Origin of the sequence: Marinobacter pelagius (assembly GCF_900114925.1) — a bacterium.
Taxonomy (GTDB): Bacteria; Pseudomonadota; Gammaproteobacteria; order Pseudomonadales; family Oleiphilaceae; genus Marinobacter; species Marinobacter pelagius.
Window position 1 is genome coordinate 221328 of sequence record NZ_FOUR01000002.1, and the last position, 24892, is coordinate 246219.

Below are 24892 nucleotides of genomic sequence, written 5' to 3' on the forward strand. Positions count from 1 at the left end.
GATTAACCGTTTGCAGAGGAAAGGAACTTCTTCGCAAGCTCCGCCGCACCGCTGTCCGGATAATCATCAACGACGCTCTGCATGCGCCGGCGAGCCTCGTCAGTTTCGCCCAGACGATCCAGAGTCACACCCAGCTTGTATACCGCATCCGGCGCCTTGCGATGGTCAGGAAAACGGGTCGCCACGATGGTGAAGGCCTGTTTTGCCTGCTCCAGCTGCGGCTTGACCAGGTACACCTCACCCAGCCAGTAATACGCATTCACCGTAAGGTCCCCTTCTGGGTATTTGTCGATGAACTCATACAACCGGGTAATGGCCTGGTCGTAGTCCTTCTGGTTCCGGATCAGGTCCTGGATCTCGTTATAGGCCTTGCGCTCCTCGGCATCGGGCTGACGATACTCACGGGTTTCCACCGCCTGCACGTCGCCACTGCCGGAAGCAGATGGCGAAGCCGGCGCCGGTTCCGGCTGGCTCGCCATCTTCTCGGACAGATCGAGAATGCGCTGGTCCAGATCTATGTAACGATCACGACCCTGCTCCTGCAACCGGGTGATCATGTGCTGCTGCTCTTCCACCTGCCCCTGCAACCTGCGCACCTCCTGCTGGAGCTGCTGAATCATATAGAACAATTCTGAGGTTGCCTGGTTGCCAGAGGAGCTTCTCTGGGCCGGTGCGGAAGATTGCGCCTGAACCGGCCCCACCTGCGCAAGCGCAAGTGGAACCAGCATTAACGCCACGAGCCGTTTTCTCATGGATACACCCGATCTGTCAGTTAGCGGTTCAGTCGAAAACCAGTTCTACCCGACGGTTCTGTGCCCAGGCACTTTCAGAGGAGCCCATAACCGCCGGCTTTTCTTCACCATAGCTTACGGTTTCGATCTGGCCACGTGAAGCACCGTTGACGATCAGGAACCGCTGCACGGCATTGGCGCGACGCTCACCCAGGGCAAGGTTGTATTCCTTGGTACCGCGCTCATCCGCATGACCTTCCAGGCGAACGTTCTGGCCCGGGTTGTTGGCCAGGTACTGGGCATGGGCCACCAGCACGTCACGGGCTTCGGGCTTGATCTCTGCGGTGTCGAAATCGAAGTAGAAGGTGGTGATGTCACGCAGCGCTTCCATCTTGGCGCGCTCTTCGGCGGCCATCCGCTCTTCTTCAGTCAGCGCGGACGAGGACACGCCGCCTTCGTCATCACCGCCGTAAACAGTGGAACCGTCGTCTACTGGAGCAACATCGGAATCGTAGCTACCGTCGCCCACAGTTTCACCTGTGGAGCTACAACCGGCAAAAAGACCGGCAGAAAGCAGCATGGCGAGGACCTTGGAGTGCATAGACAGTTTCATGTTCATTTCCTTTTCAGTGGCTTGAGTTTATTGACTGCTTGCGAGCGCCCGGGGCGTTCAGTTAACGATTGGCCCCCAGGCCGGTTCACGGACATCCCCTTCCGAAGCCGGCAGGCTGTATGCCGCACCGCCATCGGCCGAGATCACGGTCAGCACACTGTCTCCACCCTGTTTAGTGGCATAGATCAGCATCCGACCGTTGGGTGACACACTCGGTGATTCATCTGACTCGGTCCGGGTCAGGACCGTCTCTTCACCGTTATTGAGATTGGTACGGGCGATGTGGAACGCGCTGTTTCGCTGATGCACGTAATAAACGTAGTCCCCGGTATTATCCGGCCGCGGCCGCGCGTTATAGCGACTGCCGAAGGTAATACGGCGGGGTTCTGCACCGGGCGATTTCATATGATAGATCTGAGGTCCGCCGGAGCGATCCGAGGTGAAGAAAATACCGTCACCAGAGTGGTCGTAGGTTGCCTCGGTATCGATTGCCCAGTGATTGGTGAGCTTGGTCAGCTGCCGGCTCGCCAGTTCCATCCGGTAGATCTCGGCGTTGCCGTCCTTGGACAGTGTCATCAGCAGCGAGCGACCGTCTTCTGACCATGCCGGCGCAGAATTGAGACCTTTGAAATCGGCCACCTTGGTGCGTTGGCCGGAAGACAGCTCGTGAATGTAGATTGCCGGCTTGCCGGTTTCAAAGGAGACGTAGGCCAGCCGCTTTCCATCCGGAGACCAGGCTGGTGACAGGATGGGCTCCTGACTCTCAAGCCGGATCTTTGCACGCTTGCCATCAACATCGCTTACCTGCAGACGGTAGCGAGGCTTGCCATTGAAAGTGTCGAGGGTGATGTACGCCAGTTTGGTGGAAAATGCCCCTGGAACACCGGTAATCGCCTCATACACTTTGTCGCTGATATGGTGACCGAGGGTGCGCATACTGTTTACAGATGCTGCCGCAGTTTCACCGAGAATGCGTTTTTCCTGGTTAACGTCGAACAGCTCATAACGGGCAACCACCCGATCGCCGTTCCGGCTCAGTTCGCCCACCAGAACGTAGCGCTGGCCGAGCATACGCCAGTCCCGGAAGTACACTTCTTCCCGACGGGAGGGCAGGCTCAGCATCTTTTCCGGAGACAGAGGCCGGAACTCACCGCTCATGGCAAGGTCGTCCCGAACTATGTTCGCCACCTTGTCCCCGGGCGGAATCGAACCGTTCTCCGCAAATGGCACCACGGAGATGGGAAGCGCGGCATCAGCGCCTTCGGTGATTCGAATGAGCAGCTCGGCACGCGCCCCGGTGGCCAGCATGATCAGGGCAGCCAGCGCGGCGGCCACGGCTTTGTGTGAGGTCGTCCAGATCCGCTTTGTCATGATCTTTCCTGTTTCCTTATCTCAACCGGCGCGGGTTGAATTCAATAGTAAACTGACGGAAATAACGCTCGAAGGTTTCCCTGTCATCCGGTATCGGATAACGGTTCAGTGAGCGTACAGCACTCAGGGCCGAGTTATCGAACGCGGTGTTGCCACTACTGCTGACAAGTTTGACACTGGCCAGTTCGCCCGTCGGCAACAACGTTATCTGCAGCCTGGCAGTCATTTCTTCCGTGGCCGACGATGGCGGGTACCATGCCTGGCTCAACCGTTCCCGGATCAGCGCCTGATATTTCTCACTTTCGGACAGCATCTGCGCTTCCTTCGCCCGGGCCGCGGCGGCTTGCTGCTGACGGCGGGCTTCGGCCTCCTTCGCCTTGCGAGATTCCTCGGCCAGAGCCTCAAGCTGCTGCTCTTTCAGGCGCCGTTCGGCCTCGAGGCGCTTGCGTTCGGCCTCCTTGCGGGCCTCTTCTTCCTGACGGCGACGCTCGGCTTCTTCCTGCTTACGCTGTTCTTCCAGCCGCCGCTGCTCCTCCTCGGCCTTCTTGCGCTCCGCTTCCTGGCGCTTGCGCTCTTCCTCGGCTTTCTGCCGTTCACGCTCCTTGGCTTCCGCCTCTGCCTTCTGGCGGGCGGCTTCGCGGGCTTTCGCCTCTTCCCGCTCCTTCGCCAGGGCTTCCTGTTTCTTGCGCTCTTCCTCAGCCTTGCGACGGGCCTCCTCTTCCTGGGCCTTCTGCTCGGCTATCCTGCGCGCCTCTTCTTCCTGACGACGGCGTTCGGCCTCAGCCTTTTTCCGTTCTTCCTCTTCAGCCCGGCGCTGCTGGTCCCGATCCGGCTGATCGTCCGGCTCCACCACCGGGCTGGGCTCCGGTTGCTGCTGGGTGACCAGACGCGCCGAAATACTGCGAGGTGGCTGCTCATCCACCGGACTGGTCCAGGACCAGCCTGCCAGAGCGACCACCACGATGAGCAGGTGCAGAAACACCGACAAGGCGACTGGCGATTTCCACGGCGCCGTACCGGTACTGATTACCCTGCGATCCTGATTCGTCACAACAGCTCCGCGCGTCTCTGGCTCACTTCTCATCCGGAGATGGTTCGGTTATCAATCCGATGCTGGTGGCACCGGCACCCTGTAACTCCGCCATCAGCCGCACCACCGTGCCGTATTCCACATGCTCGTCACCGCGCACCAGGACCTCACCATTGGGACGCTGTGACAGGATCTTGGCCACCTGTTCACTCACTTCCCCGAGAGACATGGGATCACTGCTCTCATCGCCGATTTCCATGTAGTAGGCACCGTTGGTGTCCACCGAAACCACAATCGACTCCACATCCTTGTCAGACTGGATGGGATCGGATGTGGTTTCCGGCAAATCCACTTTCACGCCCTGGGTCAGCATGGGCGCGGTCACCATGAAAATGACCAGCAACACCAGCATCACGTCGATGTAGGGAACGACGTTGATTTCCGACATCGGTTTTTTCCGCTGCTGCGGCATCATTCCCATGCCTTTCATATCACCAGGCTCCGATCGTTGCGTTCATTCATCAGGCGGCGCTCTGCTCACTGGCATGCACGCGACGGTGCAGGATGCTGGAGAACTCCTCGGCAAAGGTCTCATAGTTCTTGAGCAAGGCATCGGACATGGCCGAGAAGCGGTTATAGGCAATGACCGCCGGAATGGCCGCAAACAGGCCCATGGCCGTGGCAATCAGGGCTTCCGAAATACCCGGGGCGACCGTCGCCAGGGTTGCCTGCTGGACCTGGGCAAGACCCCGGAACGAGTTCATGATCCCCCAGACGGTGCCAAACAGACCGACATAGGGACTGGTGGAACCGACCGTGGCCAGAAATGGCAGATGGGTCTCAAGCCGCTCCTGTTCCCGGGAGAAAGCGACACGCATGGCACGTTGGGCGCCTTCCATGACGGCGTCGGCATCCCGGCTCTGTTGCCGAAGCCGCGAGAACTCCTTGAATCCGGCACGGAAGACCGATTCTACCCCGGAAAATGGCGTCGGCTCGGCATTGACTTCCCGGTAAAGCTGGCCGAGGTCCATACCGGACCAGAATCGCTCTTCAAACTCCAGCTGGGCGCGCTTGGCCTTCCGGAAGACCTGCAGACGCTGAAAAATCAGGGCCCAGGAAATCACCGAGGCCAGTGCCAGCAACAGCATGACCAGCTGTACCAGTAACCCGGCATTTGAAATGAGATGCCATACAGAAAGTTCTGACTCCACCTTTTACTCCTGGCTGGTTCCGTTAGTTGGGTCCGGGTGCTGAACGTTGCGCTTCAGCAGGTCCTGCATATTCTCGGGCAGGCGCCGGGGCCTGCCGGTGTCCAGTGCCACACAGGCCACGCGAACATCCGCCTCGCACAGTAACGTACGATCACTGGCCCGCAGCACACGCTGCCTGAAGTTCATCCACACCCGTCCGTAGGCCACGGGCTCGGCAGTGACCAGCAACTGGTCATCCAGTCGGGCCGGCACCGCATAATGAATGTTCATCCGCTGCACCACGTAGCTGATGTTATCCGCCAGACCGGCCCGAAGGCCGACTCCGCAGCTGCGCACCCATTCGGTACGGGCGCGCTCCATGTAGTGCAGATACTTGGCGTGGAAGACAATACCACCAGCATCCGTATCTTCTATATACACCCTGATGGGTAGTTCAAAGACCTGGGCGTTGGCTGTATCAGTCAAAGAGGTCCCCCTCGGCATCCGATCGACGAGGCACCACCCCGAAGTGCTGATAGGCGTTGGAGGTAACCATTCGTCCCCGTGGTGTGCGAACCATGAAACCCTGCTGGATCAGGAAAGGCTCCAGCACATCCTCGATGGTTCCCCGCTCCTCGCTGATGGCGGCCGCCAGGCTTTCAACACCCACCGGACCACCGTCAAACTTTTCAATCATGGCCAGCAACAGCCGGCGATCCATGTGATCAAAACCCTGATTATCCACCTTGAGCATGTTCAGGGCCTGGTCCGCAATATCAGCGGTAATCCGGCCATTGGAGCGCACTTCGGCAAAGTCCCTGACCCGGCGTAGCAACCGGTTGGCAATCCGGGGCGTTCCCCGGGAACGGCGGGCAATCTCGAAGGCTCCGGCTTCATCAATCGCCACGGTGGACAGCCGGGCCGAACGGATGATGATGTTGGTCAGATCCTCGGTATTATAGAACTCGAGCCGCTGAACGATGCCGAAGCGGTCCCGCAGCGGCGAGGTCAGCAGGCCGGCACGGGTGGTTGCCCCGACCAGGGTGAACGGCGGCAGGTCCAGCTTGATCGACCGGGCAGCCGGCCCTTCCCCGATCATGATATCCAGCTGATAGTCCTCCATCGCCGGATACAGTACTTCCTCAACGGCGGCGCTCAGACGGTGGATCTCGTCAATAAAGAGAACATCGCCTTCTTCAAGGTTGGTGAGCATCGCGGCCAGGTCACCGGCTTTCTCGAGCACCGGACCGGAGGTGGTCTTGATGGCCACCCCCATCTCGTTGGCGATGATGTTGGCGAGGGTGGTCTTGCCCAGACCGGGCGGACCGAAAATCAGCACGTGGTCCAGCGCCTCCTGCCGGCCACGGGCGGCGGAGATGAAAATCTCCATCTGCTCCCGGACCGAGGGTTGGCCCACGTATTCGGACAGCAGCGTCGGACGGATGGCCCGATCCTGGACCTCCTCATAGTCACCGGCTCCGGCTGAAATCAGTCGGTCGGATTCAATCATGGCATCACCCGTTCTATGGGAATCAACATCGTGCCTGTGCGCCTTGCCCTGCAATTCAACGTTGACCCAATTGTACAAACGGGTCCCTGACTGTCACGTTACGCTCTCTACAGGTTTGGCGCCACTCAGGCGACATATTACCGTCAGGTCATCCGGCGGGGATCATGCTGCGCAGGGCCAGGCGGATCAGGGTCTCACTGGTCGCGCCTTCCTCGGCCACCTTGCTGATCGCCTTCGCAGCCTCCTGCGGCTTGTAGCCAAGGGCTATCAAGGCCGCCTCGGCTTCTTCCCGCGGATCCGGACCGGTCGCTGCCTGGCCTGAACTAGGCCCGCCAGCAACTGTCGCTCCCGGCGACATCGGCACAAACTGACCTTCAAGTTGCCCGATCCGGTCAGCCATTTCAATAAGCAGGCGCTCTGCCGTTTTCTTGCCCACACCCGGCAGCTTGACCAGGGAATTGGCATCCTTCGCCTCGACACAGCGGATGAACTGCTGGGCGTCGAGACCGGACAGGATTCCGACCGCCAGCTTGGGGCCGACGCCATTGACCTTGATCAGCAGGCGGAACAGATCCCGATCCAGCTTCGCCGCGAACCCATACAGGCTCTGGGCATCCTCACGTACGGCAAAATGGGTATGGAGGGTAACTTCCTGCCCGGACTCAGGCAGGTGGAAGAAGGTGGTGTAGGGAATGTCGATTTCGTAACCCAGCCCGGCGCACTCCACCAGCGCCTGCCCGGGGGTCTTTTCGACCAGAATGCCTCGGATACGACCTATCAAGGGGGTTGCTCCTGTGGCTCCTGGGAGCCGGTTATTGTTGTCTGACCCGACCGCTGCGGACCTTGCCTCCGCTCCCCGCCAGACGCAGCACACTCTGGCTCATATGGGCGTGGCACAGGGCAATGGCCAGGGCATCGGCCGCATCGGCCTGGGGTTTGCGGGACAATGACAGCAGGGCCTGCACCATGTGCTGGACCTGGGACTTGTCCGCCCCACCCTTGCCGACCACCGCCTGCTTGACCTGCCGGGCAGAATATTCGTGCACTGCCAGCCCACTGTTGGCGGCACTGACGATGGCGGCACCCCGGGCCTGGCCCAGTTTGAGGGCGGAATCCGGGTTGCGGGCCATGAACACCTGCTCGATGGCGAACTCCTCGGGGCGATACTCTCCGATCAGCGTGGCCAGGCTGTGAAAGATGGTCTGGAGCCGCTCGGCCATGGGCTTTTCCCCGACCCGGATACAGCCGCTGTCGATGTACTCGATCACCCGACCCTCGGCACGAATGACCCCGTATCCGGTAATCCTTGAACCGGGATCCACTCCGAGAATGATCGGCACGCTCAGGCTCCCGCCATGGTCACAGGGATTCCATGATTTCTGCGGAGATGTCCGCGTTGTGATAGACGTTCTGCACGTCATCCAGATCCTCAAGCATGTCGATCAGCTTGAGAATGGTTTCGGCCCCGTCCCGGTCCAGTTCGACCCGGGTTGACGGAACCATGGTGACCTCCGAGTTGTCCGGCTTCAGCCCCGCCTCGACCAGGGATTCCTTGACGTCAAGGTACTCTTCCGGGGTGGTCACAATCTCGTAGGAACCGTCTTCCTGTTCCTGCAGGTCCTCGGCCCCGGCTTCCAGTGCCGCTTCCATCAAGCGGTCGCCGTCCACGTCCGGGCTGTAGCTGATGATGCCCTGCTTGGTGAACAGGTAGGCCACGGAGCCATCGGTCCCAAGATTACCGCCAAACTTGTTGAAGGCGTGGCGCACCTCGGCAACGGTCCGGTTCTTGTTGTCGGTCATGACCTCGACAAAAATGGCCACACCGCCCGGGCCGTAGCCTTCGTAGGTCAGTTCTTCGTAGTTGCTGTCATCGCCACCACCGGCGCCACGTTCAATGGCCCGTTCGATGGTGTCTTTTTTCATGTTGGCCGTCAGGGCCTTGTCGACAACCGCCCGAAGCCGGGGGTTATCGTTGGGGTCGCCGCCGCCAAGGCGGGCGGCAACGGTCAGTTCCCGGATGATTTTGGTGAAGATCTTGCCCCGTTTGGCGTCCTGTGCCGCCTTGCGATGCTTGATGTTGGCCCATTTACTGTGACCAGCCATGCCTAACCTCCGTCCATCGTCCGGGGAGCGGGCCGCAGGCCCGCCCCCGACTTGTCAGAATTTACTCGCTACCCTCGGCCTTGTTGCCCTCAACCGGCTTGGCGGAACGGCGCAGACGGATGTGCAGCTCACGCAGCTGCTTCTCGTCCACCTCGCCCGGCGCCTGGGTCATCAGGCAGGTTGCGCTCTGGGTTTTCGGGAATGCAATCACGTCCCGGATCGAGGAAGAACCGGTCATCAGCATGACCAGACGATCGAGACCGAACGCCAGACCGCCATGGGGTGGGCAGCCGAACTTCAGTGCATCCAGCAGGAAGCCGAACTTGGCGCGGGCCTCTTCCTCGCCGATACCCAGGATGCGGAATACCGCTTCCTGCATTTTCTCGTCGTGGATACGGATGGAACCGCCACCAAGCTCGGTGCCGTTCAGCACCATGTCGTAGGCGCGGGACAGCGCATTGGCCGGATCCGCAGCCAGATCTTCCGGTGAGCAGGACGGTGCGGTGAACGGGTGGTGAATCGCGGTCAGGCCACCATCCGGGGTTTCTTCGAACATCGGGAAGTCCACAACCCACAGCGGCGCCCATTCGCAGGTCAGCATGTTCAGGTCGTGACCCAGTTTTACCCGCAGCGCACCCAGGGCTTCGTTCACGACCATGGTCTTGTCGGCACCGAAGAACACGATATCCCCGTCTTCCGCAGCCACGCGCTCCATGATGGCCTGGGCCACGTCGTCACCGAGGAACTTGATAATCGGAGACTGCAGCCCCTCCACACCCTTGGCCAGCTCGTTGACCTTGATGTAGGCCAGACCCTTGGCGCCGTAGATGCCGACAAACTTGGTGTAGTCGTCGATCTGCTTACGGGTCAGCTCGCCACCCTTCGGTACACGCAGGGCGGCAACACGGCCCTTCGGATCCTTGGCCGGACCGGCGAATACCTTGAAGTCCACGTTTTCGACCAGGTCATTGACGTCCACCAGCTCCAGCGGAATACGCAGGTCCGGCTTGTCGGAGCCGAAGCGCTGCATGGCTTCGGAGTGCGGCATGCGCGGGAACTCCGGCAGACTGACGTCGAGCACATCCTTGAACAGGGAGCGAATCATGTCCTCGTTCAGCTCCATCAGGATCTGCTCATCGATGAAAGACGCCTCGATGTCCACCTGGGTGAATTCCGGCTGACGGTCGGCGCGCAGGTCCTCGTCCCGGAAGCACTTGGCGATCTGGTAGTAACGGTCGACACCGGAAACCATCAGCAGTTGCTTGAACAGCTGCGGGGACTGCGGCAGCGCGAAGAAGGAACCTTCGTGGGTACGGCTCGGCACCAGGTAGTCACGGGCACCTTCCGGGGTTGCACGGGTCAGGATCGGGGTTTCCACATCCATGAAGCCGCGGCTGTCCAGGAAATTCCGGATGTAGCTGGTGACCCGGGAGCGGAACCGCAGGCGGTTGATCATCTCCGGACGGCGCAGGTCCACGAAACGGTAGCGCAGACGCACGTCCTCGCCCACGTCCACGTGCTCATCGAGCGGGAACGGCGGCGTGGCGGCAGCATTCAGGATGGTCAGTTCCTTGCCCAACAACTCCACCTGGCCGGTGGGCATGTTGTTGTTCTCGGTACCCGCCGGGCGACGACGCACGCGGCCGGTTACCTGGATAACGAACTCGCTGCGGACTTTTTCCGCCAGGGCGAAGCTCTCAGGGGTGTCTGGATCGACAACCACCTGGGACATACCATCCCGATCCCGCAGATCCAGGAAGATAACCCCACCGTGGTCACGACGGCGGTGTACCCATCCGCAAAGTGTGACTTCCTGATCGATGTGGGATTCGTTGATCCCACCGCAATAATGACTGCGCATACCGGTTCCCGTTACGTTAGATGTATTCGAAACTTTTTCGTGTCTTGCCGCCTCAGGTGGGGTGACCCTTTCCGAAACACGCTGTGGATACGTCCCTGTACGCTCTGCTCCGCCATCCATGGCTCCGCAAGGTTTCGGAAAGGGTCACCCCACCTGAGGCTACTTGATTCGTGGCCGCTAAAATTTTTGCGACCTTACTGGAAAAGCCGCCCATTATAAACACAATGGGGCCGAAAATCAGGCGTGCTGGTATGCAAATCCGACGCCCGGATGACTGTATGGTTCCAGCCGGCTAGAATGCCCCTCTTCTTATTAGTAAACGGAGTCTGACGTTGGCCACCAGAGCGGAGCAAAAACTGAAAACCCGACGTGCATTGATGGACGCCGCACTCTCTCAGCTGAGTGCAGACCGAGGGTTTGGCAGTTTGAGTCTCAGAGAAGTTGCCCGCGAAGCCGGCATTGCCCCTACCTCCTTTTACCGCCACTTCTCGGAACTGGACGAACTCGGACTCGCCCTGGTGGACGAAGGCGGTGTCGCCCTGCGCCAGTTAATGCGTCAGGCCCGCAAACGTATCGCCCGGGACGGCAGCGCCATTTCCACCTCGGTGGATACGTTCATGGAGTATCTGGGCAACAACGCCAACCTGTTCCGGCTGATGCTGCGGGAGCGCACCGGTGTTTCAAAGCCCTTCCGCACGGCGGTGAAGGCAGAGATCGATCATTTCGTGACGGAACTGGCCGACGACCTGCGGCGCTTTGCCGAGGAACAAGGCAAACCCCTGTCGGACGCGCGCGTGGTGGCCGAGGCGATGGTGACGCTGGTATTCAACCAGGGTGCAGAGGCACTTGATGCCACCCCGAAAGAAAAAGAAGAGCTGAAGGTTAAGCTGAAAACGGAGCTTCGGATGATCCTGGTGGGTTCACAGACCCTCGCCCGGAGGCGCTGATACCGGCTCAGGCCAGGCTTGCCAGAACCGGTTCCAGTGCCTGTTTCATGCGGGCAAGCTCATTTTCTTCGTAGGGTACCGGAGCCTGGGTGCCCCACACCGGTCCCGGCCAGGCCGGATCCCCTTTAAAGCGCACGATGTGGTGGACATGAAGCTGCGGCACCATGTTCCCCAGTGCCGCCACGTTCATCTTGTCGCCTCCGAACGCTTCCATCATGGCACGGCTCAACTCGGACGACTCTGTCATCAGCCGCTGCTGCTGGGTTTCGGAAAGCTCATAGATCTCCCGGATACCGGCGATCGCCGGCACCAGGATAACCCAGGGCCAGGTTTTCTCGTTCATCAACCGCACTTCACACAGACGGGTCCTGCCCAGCAGGATGGTGTCTGCTGCCAGCCGCTCATGTAACTCGAATTCCCGGCTCATCGATTACACCACCGAGTGGAACTGGTTACGGCCGCGGCCGATGGCGTAGTATATCAGACCGTAGCGGTCGAGCATTTCCGGCTCGTACAGGTTACGGCCGTCGAAGACCACGGGATCCCGCAGATTTGCCGCCACCACGTCGAAATCCGGGGAACGGAACTCTTTCCATTCGGTGCAGATGGCCAGTACGTCAGCACCCTTGAGCGCCTGTTCCTTGGTGCCGCACAGGGTCAGGCCAGGCTGGTCGCCGTAGATTCGCTGGGTCTCTTCCATGGCTTCGGGGTCGAAGGCCTGTACCGAGGCACCTGCCTTCCAGAGATCTTCCATCAGCGTGCGAGAGGAGGCCTCGCGCATGTCATCTGTATTCGGTTTGAACGCCAGCCCCCAAATGGCAACAACCTTGCCCTCGAGGTTGCCCTGGAAGTGGTGGCTGATCTTGTCGAACAGCACGTGCTTCTGGGCATAGTTGACGTCTTCCACCGCGTTCAGCAACCGGGCGTCGTAGCCGCAGTCGCGAGCGGTGCGGGCCAGTGCCTGCACGTCCTTCGGGAAGCAGGAGCCACCGTAACCGCAACCTGGGTAGATGAAGTGGTAACCGATACGGGGATCAGAACCGATACCCCGGCGTACCGCTTCGATATCGGCGCCAAGGCGCTCGGCCAGGTTGGCGATTTCGTTCATGAAACTGATCTTGGTTGCCAGCATGGAGTTGGCGGCGTACTTGGTCAGTTCCGCCGAACGGATATCCATGAATATCATCCGGTCGTGGCTGCGGTTGAACGGGTAATAGACTTCCCGTAGCAGATCCGTCGCCTTCTCACTGTCGGTGCCGACAATGATCCGGTCCGGCTTCATGAAATCGTTGATGGCCGCGCCTTCTTTCAGGAACTCGGGATTGGAGACCACGTCGAATTCCAGCTCCAGGCCACGATGGTCCAGCTGAGCCTGCACGGCGGCTCGGACCTTGTCACCGGTACCGACCGGAACAGTGGATTTGTCCACCACCACCTTGTAGTCGTCCATGTACTGACCGATGGATTTGGCAACGGCCGTCACGTACTGCAGATCGGCCGAGCCGTCCTCATCGGGCGGAGTTCCCACGGCGATGAACTGCAAGGCGCCATGTTTTACCGCCTCTTCGGTATCGGTGGTGAAAGCCAGGCGGCCCGCCTCTACGGTATGCCGTACAATCGAGTCCAGGCCCGGCTCGTAGATGGGAATCTGGCCGTTGCGCAATTTGTCGATCTTGGCCTGGTCCACATCCATACACAGGACATGATGGCCCACGTCTGCCAGGCAGGCGCCCGTTACCAGTCCGACATATCCGGTACCGAAAATTGTGATCTTCATGGGTTACTTTCCAAACGTTTCCAAAGGGGTAAAAGAATCAGAAATCAGTGTTCGCCTGAGGCCTTTTTCTTCTGCCAGATCGCTTCCCAGGCCAGCGCCGTCCGGACAATGGTTTCCAGGTCGTCGTAGTCCGGCGCCCAGCCCAGGGTGTCGCGGATCAGGGTGTTATCGGCCATCAATGCCGCAGGATCGCCTGCGCGCCGGTCGGTCTCGGTCACCGGGAAATCCACACCGGACACCCGTTTGACCACATCGATCACCTCACGAACAGTGAAGCCGCGCCCGTAACCGCAGTTCAGGACCTTGGAGTCGCCGCCGTTCGCCATGTGATCCAGCGCCATGACGTGGGCCTTGGCGAGATCCTCTACGTGGATGTAATCACGAATACAGGTGCCATCTCGGGTGTCATAGTCCGTACCGAACACGCTCATGCCTTCCCTCTGCCCGGTGACACATTCGCTGGCCACCTTGATCAGGTGGGTGGCCTCGGGAGTCGCCTGGCCCAGCAGGCCGTCAGGATTGGCGCCAGCGACGTTGAAATAGCGCAGGATGACGTAATTCAGGCTTGAAGCAGCCGCCAGATCCATGATCATCCGCTCGCTCATCATCTTGGACGCACCGTAGGGATTGATCGGAGCCAGCGGCAGATCCTCGGTCAGGACCTGCTGCTCCGGCATGCCATAAACTGCAGCCGTGGACGAGAACACCATGTAAGGAACCTGGTATCGCTCGACAGCCTTCAGCAGGTTCAGGGTGTTACGGGTGTTGTTGCTGTAATACTTGAGGGGATTGGCCACGGATTCGGGCACGACAATGTTGGCGGCAAAATGCAGCACAGCCTCGAACCGGTGTTCGGAGAACAGCCGGTCAATCGCCGCCTCGTCTGCCAGATCTCCCACCACCAGTTCGCCGGCTGTCACCGCCCAGCGGTAGCCTGTGGAGAGGTTGTCGAAAACCACGATATCGTGACCGGCCTCACCCAGCTGACGGACCACGTGACTACCAATGTATCCGGCTCCGCCGGTGACAAGCACTTTCATGGGTAAAGGCTACTCCTTCCCTGAGGATGATGACTGGCGCTGACGCCGGATTTCCGCCCGGCGCCGACTGAAAAATTCGCTGATGATTTCGCTGCACTGCTGTTCAAGGACGCCACCGGTGGCTTCCACTGCCCAATTCAGATGAGGTTCATCCAGGGTTCGGCGAGCGGATTCCACAGCCCCGGCTTTAGGCTCCGTGGCACCGTAAACCAGACGGCTGATGCGCCCGTGCACAATCGCTCCGACGCACATGGTACATGGCTCCAGCGTTACGTAAAGAGTCGCCCCTGACAAGCGGTAATTGCCTACCCGTGCTGCAGCATCCCGAAGCGCCCGGATCTCCGCGTGGGCGGTTGGATCACAACCGGAAATCGGGGTGTTGAAGCCGGCGCCGATTTCTTTATCGTCCAGGACCACAATGGCACCCACAGGGACCTCACCTGCCGCTGCCGCCTGTTGCGCCAACTGCAGAGCGCGGGCCATCCAGTATCGGTCGTTTGAGATCTCGGGCATTGTCGTCAGATTCGGTCGGTTTGAGCTCGGGGTGAGGAAAATACCATAGCTGATAACCCGAAACCACGCGCACAACGGTTACCCGCAGCTATTGGTCACGCCCGGTTGTCAGATGCTGGACAAACCAGTCCCGGGTCAGACGGGCAACCTGGTCCATTGTCCCCGGCTCCTCGAACAGATGGGTGGCGCCGGTCACAATTTCCAGTTGTGGTTTTATTGTCATTTGCTGCGCTGCCCAACGGTTCATCCCGATTACCGCCTGATCGAGCCCTCCCACGATCAGAAGCGTCGGCGCCCTGACTCGGGGCAAATCGTCACCGGCCAGATCCGCCCGCCCTCCGCGAGATACCACCGCAGCCACGGATTCGGGACGTCGGGCGGCCGCGATGAGTGCTGCAGCAGCGCCCGTACTGGCCCCGAACAGCCCGATTTGCAAATCGCGGAGATGCGGCTGTTCACCCAGCCAATCGACCGCGCCGATCAGGCGGCGACTCAGCAATTCGATATCGAACCGCAACTCCCGGGTGCGCAAGTCGATCTCATTTTCCTCCGCCGTCAAAAGATCGAAAAGCAGAGTGGCCAGCCCACCCTCATTCAGGAACTGTGCCACCGCACGATTACGGGGGCTGAAGCGACTGCTGCCGCTACCATGGGCAAAGACAACAATGCCCCGTGCCTGCCCGGGAACGTTCAGGTTCCCTTCCAGCTCAACACCTTCGGTACGCAGCTTGATTTCGCCCGAGTGGTCCTTTTTGTTCATGGCTTCCAGGCCCTCTCCAACTGTTCGGTCACTTCCTCATCCGACACCTGACTGAAATTCACATACCAAAGACCTATGGCCGTGAAGGGTTCCGGCATGGCAAGGCAGACCACGTCATCGGCTTCCCTGCGCAGTACCTCGATGGTATCTGGAGGGGCTACCGGCACAGCGACGACCACCTCCTTCGGGTTCTGCTTCCGCAGGGCCTTGATAGCAACGCGCATGGTGGCTCCGGTGGCAACACCATCGTCAACCAGAATTACGCACTTTCCCAGGATTTCCGGCCAGGGCCGGTCACCCCGGTAGGCCCGCTCCCGGCGCTCCAGTTCCTTCTGCTCCCGAACCGCGACCTTTTCAAGGGTCTCTTCAGACACATGCAGATAAGACACGAGTTCCTCGTTAAGCACGCGAACTCCGCCGCTGGCTATTGCACCCATGGCCAATTCCTGCTGGCCCGGCGAACCCAGTTTACGAACAAGCATAAGATCCAGCGGTGCATGCAGTGCTTCGGCCAGCTCGTACGCTACCGGCACGCCACCGCGCGGCAGGGCCAGAACAAGTAAGTCCTGGCGATCGCGATAATTTGCCATAGCTTTCGCCAGGGCCCGACCGGCCGTGATCCGATCCTTGATTGGCAGTTCCATCAGCAGTGCCCCTCTTCAAAGGACGTCTATCTACAGGCAATTCTGTAACAGTCGGACAAAAGACAGTATTGAGAATCCTCTTCCATCGCTCACCTGGAAAAGCTTCAGAGAGCAGTACTATCTTCCAGTTTCGCCATCAATACTCCATTCACTATAGAGAATGCGATCAGGTAAAGAAAAAGCACCAGGGCATACCAGGCATAAACGGGACCAGAGGCAAACACCCCACCAACAGCAGCCAGCAGCCAGGCTCTTATGCCCGCCTCCTTGCCAAGATTGCGCCTGATCCATTTTGGCTGAAGCAAAAGGTCCGCCGCCAGCAGCAGAAAAAACACAATCACCAGAGCTGGTACCACATTGCCCATCACTTTTGCGAAAAAATGAAGCGCCTGGCTGGCTGCCTCCGCATCGATGGCTGCAGTTACTCCGTAAGCTGCGAGCACCAGCGCCAAGAACAACCAGCCACCGAGCCCCGTTTTCTTTTTGGAACGTACCATTGGCGACCTACCCGATAACTCTCAGCGTGTAGACGCAAAGAAACGCAATCGTGATCGCGCTGACGAAACAGATCACATTGCGGTAAATTGCGAAGCGCGGACCAAGCATTAACATCTCGGCCGGAAGTTGAACGATGCCTACGCTGACCCAACTTACAATCAGGGCGGTCACGGCAATCAGGCTCACGCCACTTCTGAGCAACTCCCCACCCAGAACATAACTGGTTAACGGATGACCTGCCGCAATGCTGCCAACCGAAGCGCCAATCAGGCTATCCAGCATATCGCTGTGACCGAACAGGCCAGCCGAAAGGCTCTCCGGAAACAGGGTTACTCCCAGACTTGTCAGTAACAGCATGCCTACGACGATCGGCAGCAGATTCACGAATGTCCGCGCAGTCTTCCTGAGGCTGGTTTTCAATCGACGAGCTGGCATGTGCTATTTCCCCGTTTTGTCCTGGGCATAGTCTTCATGCCACCCCTCTGGCACAGGTATCTTCTGGTACCACTGTTCCCGCTCCGCCTCCAGTAGTCGCCGCGGCTGGCCCATGTAATCGGCGGCGCAATAGACCTGCCTGCCAATGGTGTTTGATAGCGCATCCAGCCACTCCGCGCCTTCCCGGCTTCTCATCAAATGGTGATCGAGGATGACCACATCGATGTGTTGCGCCAATCGCACCGCATTATTCCAGGCTGTTTCCCGCAGGGTGCTGCTTGAGCGATCGAGATAGAGTGGTGGCCAACCGGCTGCTCCGGTAGTGTCACCCGACAACACAGACTGCGGACTCCCAAGGATTCCGCACCGATGATTTCAAGCATCACGTTGCCTCGTTCTCTGTAGCCATCCCCATGATGTAGTGTAGACAACAACCCTGCCACGACGGCCACTGCGTTACCGCGAGAACCACTCGTGAGCGCAGCGCCCCGTCTTTTCGGGCACAAAAAAACCCATTGATCTCAATGGGTTTTTAATTGATGCACTGCTTTGTGGAGCCACCTGGTTCCAGAGGTGGGATCACTCCCACTCAATGGTCGCCGGCGGCTTGGACGAGACGTCGTAGGTCACCCGGGATACACCGCTGATCTCATTGATGATCCGGTTGGAGACCTTCTCCAACAGGTCATACGGCAGGTGAGCCCAGCGGGCGGTCATGAAATCGATGGTCTCGACGGCGCGCAGGGCCACCACGTACTCGTAGCGGCGGGCGTCGCCAACCACGCCAACGGACTTGACCGGGAGGAATACGGCGAAGGCCTGGCTGGTCTTGTGATACAGGTCGGCACGGTGCAGCTCTTCCAGGAAGATGGCATCGGCACGGCGGAGGATATCCGCGTATTCCTTCTTGACCTCACCCAGGATGCGGACACCCAGGCCCGGTCCCGGGAACGGGTGACGGTAGACCATGTCGTACGGCAGACCCAGCTCGAGGCCAATCCGGCGTACTTCGTCCTTGAACAGCTCCCGGAGCGGCTCCACCAGCTTCATTTTCATGGTTTCCGGCAGGCCACCCACGTTGTGGTGGGACTTGATCACGTGTGCCTTGCCGGTCTTGGACGCGGCAGACTCGATCACGTCCGGATAGATGGTGCCCTGGGCCAGCCAGTTCACGTCTTTGATATTGGCTGCCTCATCATCGAACACGTCGATAAAGGTGTTGCCGATGATCTTGCGCTTCTGCTCCGGGTCATCCACGCCTTTCAGCTTGGACAGGAACAGGTCCTCGGCATCCACGCGAATGACCTTTACGCCCATGTTGCTGGCGAACATGTCCATGACCTGATCGCCCTCGTGCAGACGCAGCAGGCCGTTATCCACAAACACGCAGGTCAGCTGCTCCCCGATAGCCTTGTGCAGCAGCGCTGCGGTTACCGAGGAGTCCACACCGCCGGAGAGACCGAGAAGCACCTTATCGCTCCCGACCTGCTCGCGGATCTGGCGCACCGCATCGTCCACGATCTTGGCCGGCGTCCACAGCGCCTCACAACCACAGATACCCAAGGCAAAATGCTCAAGAATGCGCTTGCCCTGGAGGGTATGGGTTACCTCCGGATGGAACTGCACGCCGTAAAGATTCCGGCTGGTATCCTGCATGGCCGCAATCGGTGCGCTTTCGGTGGATGCCAGCAGCTCGAAGCCCTCCGGCATGGCCACAACCTTGTCACCGTGACTCATCCACACGTCCAGCAACGATTCGCCCGCTGGCGTCAGGTGGTCGGTAATATCCGCCAGCAGGGGGCCCTTGGCGCGCACTTTCACCTGGGCATAGCCGAATTCCCGCTTTTCGGAACTGGCCACACGACCACCGAGCTGTTCAGCCATGGTCTGCATGCCGTAGCAGATGCCCAGCACAGGGATACCACGATCGAACAGGTCTTCCGGAGCCCGGGGGCCACCCAGCTGGGTTACGGATTCCGGGCCGCCCGCGAGAATGATGCCCTTGGGATTGAACTCCCTGAGTTCTTCATCGGTGATGTCAAAAGCCTTGATCTCACAGTACACGCCGATTTCCCGGATACGACGGGCAATCAGCTGGGTGTACTGGGAACCGAAATCAAGAATCAGGATACGGTGGTCGTGGATGTTCTGGGCCATGGAGTCCTCGGATCACAAATAAACAACGCGGCCCGTTCCGGGGCCGCGTTTATTGGGGTCATTCTTAACCGATACGGTAGTTGGGCGCTTCCTTGGTGATGGTCACGTCGTGGACGTGGCTCTCACGCATGCCGGCATTGGTGATGCGCACGAATTCCGGCTTGGTGCGCATTTCTTCCATGGTTGCACTGCCGGTATAGCCCATGGAAGCACGCAGACCGCCCATCAGCTGGTGGACGATGTTACGCATCGGGCCCTTGCACGCCACACGACCTTCGATACCCTCTGGCACCAGCTTCTCGATACCCTTGCTGGCATCCTGGAAGTAACGGTCGCTGGAGCCCTGCCCCATAGCACCGAGGGAACCCATGCCACGGTAAGCCTTGTAGCTCCGACCCTGGTACAACTCAACCTCACCCGGCGCCTCGTCGGTACCCGCCAGCAGGCTGCCGATCATGACGCTGTGGGCGCCGGCTGCGATGGCCTTGGCGATATCGCCGGAGAAACGCACACCGCCGTCTGCGATCAGCGGGACGCCACGATCTTTCAGCGCGGCCGCAACGTTGGATACCGCAGAAATCTGGGGCACGCCGATACCGGCAACAATGCGAGTGGTACAGATGGAACCGGGACCGATACCGACCTTCACGGCGTCCGCGCCGGCATCCGCCAGGGCAATCGCTGCATCGGAGGTGGCGATGTTGCCACCGATGACCTGCACCTCGGGGAAGTTCTGCTTCACCCAACGGACACGCTCGATAACGCCTTTGGAATGGCCATGAGCGGTATCGACCACAATCACATCCACGCCGGCCTCGGCCAGAGAGGTGATTCGTGCTTCGGTGTCGCCACCGGTGCTGACGGCGGCACCGACACGCAGGCGACCCTGCTCGTCCTTGCACGCCAGGGGATAATCCTTGGCTTTCTGGATGTCCTTGACGGTGATCAGGCCGCGCAGCTCAAACTCGTCATTCACCACCAGCACCTTCTCGATGCGATGGCGGTGCAGCAGCTCCTTCACGTCCTCGAGGCTGGCGCCCTCCTTGACGGTCACCAGCTTCTCCTTCGGCGTCATGATGTCACGCACCAGGGTGTCCATGCGGCTCTCGAAGCGGATATCACGACCGGTAACGATGCCCACCAGATCGTGGCCATCGACCACCGGCAGGCCGGAAATGTTGTTGGCCATGGTGATGTCGACCAGTTCGCGCACGGTGGTGCCCGGTGACACGGTGATCGGATCCTTCACCACGCCACTCTCGAATTTCTTGACCTTGCGAACCGCAGCCGCCTGCTGCTCCACAGTCATGTTCTTGTGCATGATACCGATGCCGCCTTCCTGGGCCATGGCGATGGCCAGCTCGGCTTCGGTGACCGTATCCATGGCTGACGAGACCAGCGGAATGTTCAGGGTGATATTGCGGGTCAGCTGGGTCTGGAGACTGACCTGATGGGGGAGAACTTCCGAGAATCCGGGAACAAGCAGAACATCATCAAACGTGAGGGCTTCTTCAGCAATTCGCAGCATTGGGATCCGCCTTTTGAACGTGCTAAGTTTGGAAATCCTGTACCGCGCCCTGAGCGGCGCGACAAAGCAAAATCCTTAATCGATCTATTATAAAGTGGTGGCCCGGGACAGTAAACCGCACCATTTTGAAGGTCCGGTTGCATCTTTTTGAATTTCCGATATTTTTACTTCGAAATTTTCGGCTATTGCGTATAACCAACCACGGAGTACGGCCTTGACCCCCTCCTTCCAGGATTCCCAGCCTCTTTCCGGTGATGCGGGCAATCTGCGCCCGACACGGGCCCTGAGTGTCAGCGAACTCAATCACCAGGCCCGGCATTTGCTGGAATCCAGCTTCATGCAGGTCTGGGTGGAAGGCGAACTGTCCAGCTTCTCCCGCCCCTCCTCGGGCCACTGGTATTTCTCCCTGAAAGACCGCAAGAGCCAGGTCCGGTGCGCCATGTTCCGGAGCTTCAACCAGCGGGTCCGGGCCATTCCGAAGGAAGGCGATCAGGTTCGCATACGCGGGAAGGTGACGCTTTACGAAAGCCGGGGCGACTTCCAGATCATTGTCGAGCACATCGAGCCGGCGGGACTGGGCGCACTGCAGCAGGCATTCGAGGAACTCAAGCGCAAGCTTCAGGCCGAGGGATTGTTCGACGCAGCCCGCAAGAAGCCGATTCCGGCCCTGCCCCGACATATCGGAGTGATCACCTCCCCGACCGGCGCCGCCATCCATGACATCCTGACGGTGCTTTCGCGCCGGTGCCCGGCCATCCCGGTCACCGTCTATCCGACCACCGTCCAGGGCAAGGCCGCGACCAGCGATATCGTCCGGGCCATCGAGCAGGCCCAGAGTCATGGCGTTGCCGATGTCCTGATCATCGGTCGGGGTGGCGGCTCCCTCGAGGATCTCTGGTGCTTTAACGAGGAGGCGGTCGCCCGGGCCATTGCGGCCTGCCGGATTCCGACCGTGAGCGCCGTCGGCCATGAAGTGGATGTCACCATTGCCGATTTCGTGGCGGATCTCCGGGCCCCGACCCCATCGGCCGCGGCGGAAAAAATCTCACCGGACCAGAGCCAATGGCTGAGGCAACTCGCCGAGCAGGAGCTTCGGCTTGCCAACGCCGCACGGCGGAGTCTGAAACGCCTCTCAGTGCAACTGGAACACCTGGCCGCACGGCTGCGGGATCCCCGTCGGGAGTTACAGGAAAAAGCCCAGCGTATGGATGATCTGGAGCTACGCCTGGGCAAGGCGATGAAGCAGAAACTGGAGCGTTGGGATGTGCGTACCGGACACCTCGCCCAGAGGCTGGCCATGCAGTCACCGCAGAAACAGCTGACCACCAGCCGTGAAGCCCTCGGTCGCATCGAGGAGCGGCTGTTTGCAGCAACCCGGCTGACCATCCGCCAGCAGCGCGACCGCATGGAGCACCTCGCCCAGACCCTGAATGTGGTCAGCCCACTCGCCACTCTGGGCCGGGGCTACGCCATTGTCCGGGGCCCAACCGGCGCCATCATCCGGGATGCAGGCAACCTCTCCCCCGGTGACCGGGTTTCGGCCCGGGTAGCGATAGGCGAAATCGAGGCCGAAGTGACTTCCGTCAAATCAGGCCCGGAATAACACGCTGAAAAGCCCTTACTAAGCCTATGGTCTACTAGTCCATAAACTCAAAGTGCCTAAAGTTGTGTCAATACGTACAAACAACACAAAAACAACAGGCACCAAGAGGTGGAATCTATGGACTACAATTCCGAATTCCGGCGCTCGATCGACCAGCGTGACGAATTCTGGCAAGAGCATGCCAACCAGATTGACTGGATCGAGGCGCCGAAGACCATCTGGCAGCCAAAGGACAATGGCCATGGCGAATGGTTTCCCGATGGCGTCCTCAACACCAGCGACGTCGCACTGGATGCGAACATTCGTGCCGGCCGGGGTGACCAGAAGGCCCTGATTTACGACTCCCCGGTTACCAACACCCAGCAGTCCTATACCTACAACGAACTCACCGCCGAGGTTGCCCGTTTTGCCGGCGCCCTGAAGGCCAACGGCATCTCCAAGGGTGACCGGGTCATCATCTACATGCCGATGATTCCCCAGGCCGTGGTGGCCATGCTGGGCTGTGCCCGCATCGGCGCCATTCACTCTGTGGTCTTCGGCGGCTTTGCCGCCCACGAGCTGGCGGTGCGCATTGAAGACGCAGAACCCAAGGCCCTGATCACCGCGTCCTGCGGCATCGAAGTCAGCCGGGTTATCGAATACAAGCCACTGGTGGACAAGGCTATCGAGCAGTCCAGCCACAAGCCGGATCTGTGCGTGGTGTATCAGCGCCCGCAGGCGCGGGCTGAAATGCAGGATGGCCGCGATCTTGACTGGGAAGCGGTCATGGAAGGCGCTGAACCGGCCGATCCGGTCCCCGTCAAATCAACGGATCCGCTTTACATCCTCTACACCTCCGGCACCACGGGCAAACCCAAGGGTGTGGTACGGGACAACGGAGGCCACGCCGTGGCCCTCAAATACAGCATGAAACTGGTGTACGACGCCAACCCCGGCGATGTTTACTGGGCCGCCTCAGACGTGGGCTGGGTCGTGGGTCACAGCTATATCGTGTATGGCCCGCTGTTTGCCGGCTGCACCACCATCCTGTACGAAGGCAAACCAGTCAAAACTCCGGATGCCGGCGCCTTCTGGCGGGTGGTACAGGACCATGGCGTGAACCTGCTGTTCACCGCCCCCACGGCATTCCGCGCCGTGCGCAAGGAAGACCCCGAAGCGGACGAGCTGAACAAGTATGATGTCAGCTCCCTCAAGCGGATCTTCCTGGCCGGCGAGCGACTGGACCCGCCTACCTACGAGTGGCTGAAGGAGCACACCGGCCTGCCCATCCTCGATCACTGGTGGCAGACCGAGACCGGCTGGGCCATCTGCTGTAACCCGGTGGGCATCGAGATGATGGAAACCAAGCCCGGCTCCGCTACCGTGCCCTCCCCCGGTTACGACGTTCAGGTTGTCGACATGAATGGCAGCCAGGTTGCCTCCGGTGAGCAGGGTCAGGTCGCGGTCAAGCTGCCGCTGCCGCCAGGCTGCATGATGACGGTCTGGGGTGATGATGAACGTTTCCGCAAGACCTACCTTGATCCGATCCCGGGCTACTACAGCTCCGGTGACGGTGGCTTCATTGATGACGACGGCTACGTGTTCATCATGGGCCGGACCGACGACGTCATCAACGTTGCAGGCCACCGTCTCTCCACCGGCGAAATGGAAGAAGTGGTGGCATCCCATCCGGCCATTGCCGAGTGCTGTGTTGTGGGCGCCCACGACGAGCTGAAGGGCCAGGTTCCGATCGGCCTGGTGCTGATCAAGGACGGCGCCACCATCGATCACGATGAGCTGGAAGAAGAACTGGTTGAAATGGTGCGCGACAAGATCGGTGCCATTGCATGCTTTCGCCGGGCCATGGTGGTCGAGCGACTGCCCAAGACCCGGTCCGGCAAGATTCTGCGCCGGGTGATCCGCCAGATCGCCGATGGTGAGGAGTACACCGTACCCAGCACCATTGATGATCCGGCCATCCTGGAAGAGATCAGCCAGCAGTTCCGCTCCTGAGCATCCTGCTGGCAAACATCGTGGCCGGCCACCTGAAAGTGGCCGGCCACGATGCCTCTCCATCTGTCACTTTCCTGTCAAATCCTTGTTTTTAAAACAAATAAAAGCTTCAAAAAAAGCGTTGACGCTCCCGAAACTCGGTCTATACTGAAATTGCTGTGAAAAAACAGCGGTATTTAGTGAATGCGTTACAACGTCGTGCCTCCGTGCTTTTCGTTGCCCCTTCTCTCAGTACTCTCTGGATTTCTCAGCACAGTTCCATAAGGAATTCGAAGGTCCCGTGAGGGCAAATTTTAGAAAGACAGGAAAGATCAATGTCCGATACAAAAACCGGCCACGTGAAGTGGTTCAACGAGTCCAAGGGCTTTGGCTTTATCGCTCAGGACGGTGGCAGTGACGTATTTGTTCACTACAGTGCAATCAACGCTTCCGGTTTCCGTACCCTGACCGAAGGTCAGCAGGTACAGTTCACCGTAACTCAGGGCCCGAAAGGCCCGCAGGCGGAAAACGTAACGCCGGTGTAACCGGGTTAAGTGGACCGTTCCTTGCCCCTCACGGGCATTGGAAACGTAATAAGCCGGCATAATGC

At 59.6% G+C, this 24892-nt stretch carries 27 protein-coding genes; 4 read left to right on the plus strand and 23 right to left on the minus strand.

Going from position 1 to position 24892, the window contains the following annotated elements:
- Positions 1-2: 2 nt before the first annotated feature.
- The 12 genes from ybgF to aspS form a co-directional block, all read right to left on the minus strand.
- Positions 3-752: a tol-pal system protein YbgF gene (gene ybgF / locus BM254_RS05220; RefSeq protein ID WP_091999773.1), complete on the minus strand. Its 750-nt coding sequence runs from the start codon at positions 750-752 to the stop codon at positions 3-5.
- A 28-nt stretch (positions 753-780) separates the two neighbouring features.
- A complete protein-coding gene (gene pal, locus BM254_RS05225; RefSeq protein ID WP_091999776.1) occupies positions 781-1344 on the minus strand; it encodes a peptidoglycan-associated lipoprotein Pal in 564 nt (187 codons plus the stop codon).
- Positions 1345-1401: 57 nt separating this feature from the next.
- Positions 1402-2715 carry a Tol-Pal system beta propeller repeat protein TolB gene (gene tolB, locus BM254_RS05230; RefSeq protein ID WP_091999778.1) on the minus strand — a complete coding sequence of 438 codons (1314 nt, stop codon included), beginning with the start codon at positions 2713-2715 and terminating at the stop codon, positions 1402-1404.
- 16 nt (positions 2716-2731) lie between these two features.
- Positions 2732-3766 (minus strand): cell envelope integrity protein TolA, encoded by a 1035-nt coding sequence (gene tolA / locus BM254_RS05235; RefSeq protein ID WP_245777371.1) that lies wholly within the window; start codon positions 3764-3766, stop codon positions 2732-2734.
- A 22-nt stretch (positions 3767-3788) separates the two neighbouring features.
- Entirely contained in the window at positions 3789-4235 is a 447-nt protein-coding gene (gene tolR, locus BM254_RS05240) for a protein TolR (protein ID WP_091999785.1), read from the minus strand.
- Positions 4236-4266: 31 nt separating this feature from the next.
- On the minus strand, positions 4267-4956 hold the full coding sequence (gene tolQ, locus BM254_RS05245; protein ID WP_091999789.1) for a protein TolQ: 690 nt from the start codon (positions 4954-4956) through the stop codon (positions 4267-4269).
- Positions 4957-4959: 3 nt separating this feature from the next.
- Positions 4960-5421, minus strand: a complete 462-nt coding sequence (gene ybgC, locus BM254_RS05250; protein ID WP_245777372.1) for a tol-pal system-associated acyl-CoA thioesterase — start codon at positions 5419-5421, stop codon at positions 4960-4962.
- A complete protein-coding gene (gene ruvB, locus BM254_RS05255) occupies positions 5414-6445 on the minus strand; it encodes a Holliday junction branch migration DNA helicase RuvB (RefSeq protein WP_092000743.1) in 1032 nt (343 codons plus the stop codon). Before ruvB ends, ybgC begins: the two co-directional genes overlap by 8 nt.
- Before the next feature lie 148 nt (positions 6446-6593).
- On the minus strand, positions 6594-7226 hold the full coding sequence (gene ruvA, locus BM254_RS05260; RefSeq protein ID WP_091999795.1) for a Holliday junction branch migration protein RuvA: 633 nt from the start codon (positions 7224-7226) through the stop codon (positions 6594-6596).
- Between the two features lie 31 nt (positions 7227-7257).
- A complete protein-coding gene (gene ruvC / locus BM254_RS05265) occupies positions 7258-7785 on the minus strand; it encodes a crossover junction endodeoxyribonuclease RuvC (protein WP_091999798.1) in 528 nt (175 codons plus the stop codon).
- Between the two features lie 19 nt (positions 7786-7804).
- Positions 7805-8548 carry a YebC/PmpR family DNA-binding transcriptional regulator gene (locus tag BM254_RS05270; protein ID WP_091999802.1) on the minus strand — a complete coding sequence of 248 codons (744 nt, stop codon included), beginning with the start codon at positions 8546-8548 and terminating at the stop codon, positions 7805-7807.
- A 61-nt stretch (positions 8549-8609) separates the two neighbouring features.
- Complete coding sequence (gene aspS, locus BM254_RS05275; RefSeq protein WP_091999804.1) at positions 8610-10409, minus strand: aspartate--tRNA ligase; 1800 nt, start codon at positions 10407-10409, stop codon at positions 8610-8612.
- A gap of 332 nt (positions 10410-10741) precedes the next feature.
- On the opposite strand from aspS, the gene fabR reads away from it, so the two are divergent.
- Positions 10742-11356 carry an HTH-type transcriptional repressor FabR gene (fabR, locus tag BM254_RS05280; protein ID WP_091999807.1) on the plus strand — a complete coding sequence of 205 codons (615 nt, stop codon included), beginning with the start codon at positions 10742-10744 and terminating at the stop codon, positions 11354-11356.
- A 7-nt stretch (positions 11357-11363) separates the two neighbouring features.
- Here the strand turns inward: fabR and BM254_RS05285 are convergent, their stop codons facing one another.
- The 11 genes from BM254_RS05285 to guaB all read right to left on the minus strand — a co-directional run bounded on the left by BM254_RS05285 (position 11364) and on the right by guaB (position 20708).
- Positions 11364-11783, minus strand: coding sequence for an HIT domain-containing protein (locus tag BM254_RS05285; RefSeq protein WP_091999809.1), 420 nt, complete (start codon positions 11781-11783; stop codon positions 11364-11366).
- Between the two features lie 3 nt (positions 11784-11786).
- Positions 11787-13133 (minus strand): UDP-glucose dehydrogenase family protein, encoded by a 1347-nt coding sequence (locus BM254_RS05290; protein ID WP_091999812.1) that lies wholly within the window; start codon positions 13131-13133, stop codon positions 11787-11789.
- 44 nt (positions 13134-13177) lie between these two features.
- Positions 13178-14173, minus strand: coding sequence for a UDP-glucose 4-epimerase GalE (gene galE, locus BM254_RS05295; RefSeq protein WP_091999814.1), 996 nt, complete (start codon positions 14171-14173; stop codon positions 13178-13180).
- A 9-nt stretch (positions 14174-14182) separates the two neighbouring features.
- Positions 14183-14686 (minus strand): tRNA adenosine(34) deaminase TadA, encoded by a 504-nt coding sequence (tadA, locus tag BM254_RS05300; RefSeq protein ID WP_091999818.1) that lies wholly within the window; start codon positions 14684-14686, stop codon positions 14183-14185.
- Positions 14687-14774: 88 nt separating this feature from the next.
- Positions 14775-15446 carry a dienelactone hydrolase family protein gene (locus BM254_RS05305; protein ID WP_091999821.1) on the minus strand — a complete coding sequence of 224 codons (672 nt, stop codon included), beginning with the start codon at positions 15444-15446 and terminating at the stop codon, positions 14775-14777.
- On the minus strand, positions 15443-16096 hold the full coding sequence (locus BM254_RS05310; protein ID WP_245777388.1) for a phosphoribosyltransferase: 654 nt from the start codon (positions 16094-16096) through the stop codon (positions 15443-15445). Before BM254_RS05310 ends, BM254_RS05305 begins: the two co-directional genes overlap by 4 nt.
- A 98-nt stretch (positions 16097-16194) precedes the next feature.
- Entirely contained in the window at positions 16195-16587 is a 393-nt protein-coding gene (locus BM254_RS05315) for a hypothetical protein (RefSeq protein WP_091999828.1), read from the minus strand.
- A gap of 7 nt (positions 16588-16594) precedes the next feature.
- Positions 16595-17023 (minus strand): hypothetical protein, encoded by a 429-nt coding sequence (locus BM254_RS05320; RefSeq protein ID WP_091999831.1) that lies wholly within the window; start codon positions 17021-17023, stop codon positions 16595-16597.
- 3 nt (positions 17024-17026) lie between these two features.
- Entirely contained in the window at positions 17027-17359 is a 333-nt protein-coding gene (locus BM254_RS17825) for an MBL fold metallo-hydrolase (RefSeq protein WP_217647735.1), read from the minus strand.
- Positions 17360-17602: 243 nt separating this feature from the next.
- Positions 17603-19180, minus strand: a complete 1578-nt coding sequence (gene guaA, locus BM254_RS05330; RefSeq protein WP_091999834.1) for a glutamine-hydrolyzing GMP synthase — start codon at positions 19178-19180, stop codon at positions 17603-17605.
- 64 nt (positions 19181-19244) lie between these two features.
- Complete coding sequence (gene guaB / locus BM254_RS05335; RefSeq protein ID WP_091999836.1) at positions 19245-20708, minus strand: IMP dehydrogenase; 1464 nt, start codon at positions 20706-20708, stop codon at positions 19245-19247.
- Between the two features lie 265 nt (positions 20709-20973).
- On the opposite strand from guaB, the gene xseA reads away from it, so the two are divergent.
- The 3 genes from xseA (at position 20974) to BM254_RS05350 (ending at position 24827) form a co-directional block, all read left to right on the plus strand.
- Positions 20974-22311, plus strand: a complete 1338-nt coding sequence (gene xseA / locus BM254_RS05340; RefSeq protein ID WP_245777389.1) for an exodeoxyribonuclease VII large subunit — start codon at positions 20974-20976, stop codon at positions 22309-22311.
- A gap of 117 nt (positions 22312-22428) precedes the next feature.
- On the plus strand, positions 22429-24303 hold the full coding sequence (locus BM254_RS05345) for a propionyl-CoA synthetase (RefSeq protein ID WP_091999841.1): 1875 nt from the start codon (positions 22429-22431) through the stop codon (positions 24301-24303).
- A gap of 314 nt (positions 24304-24617) precedes the next feature.
- The gene (locus tag BM254_RS05350; protein WP_008169155.1) at positions 24618-24827 is read left to right on the plus strand and encodes a cold-shock protein; all 210 of its coding nucleotides are present in this window, start codon (positions 24618-24620) and stop codon (positions 24825-24827) included.
- Positions 24828-24892 lie beyond the last annotated feature (65 nt).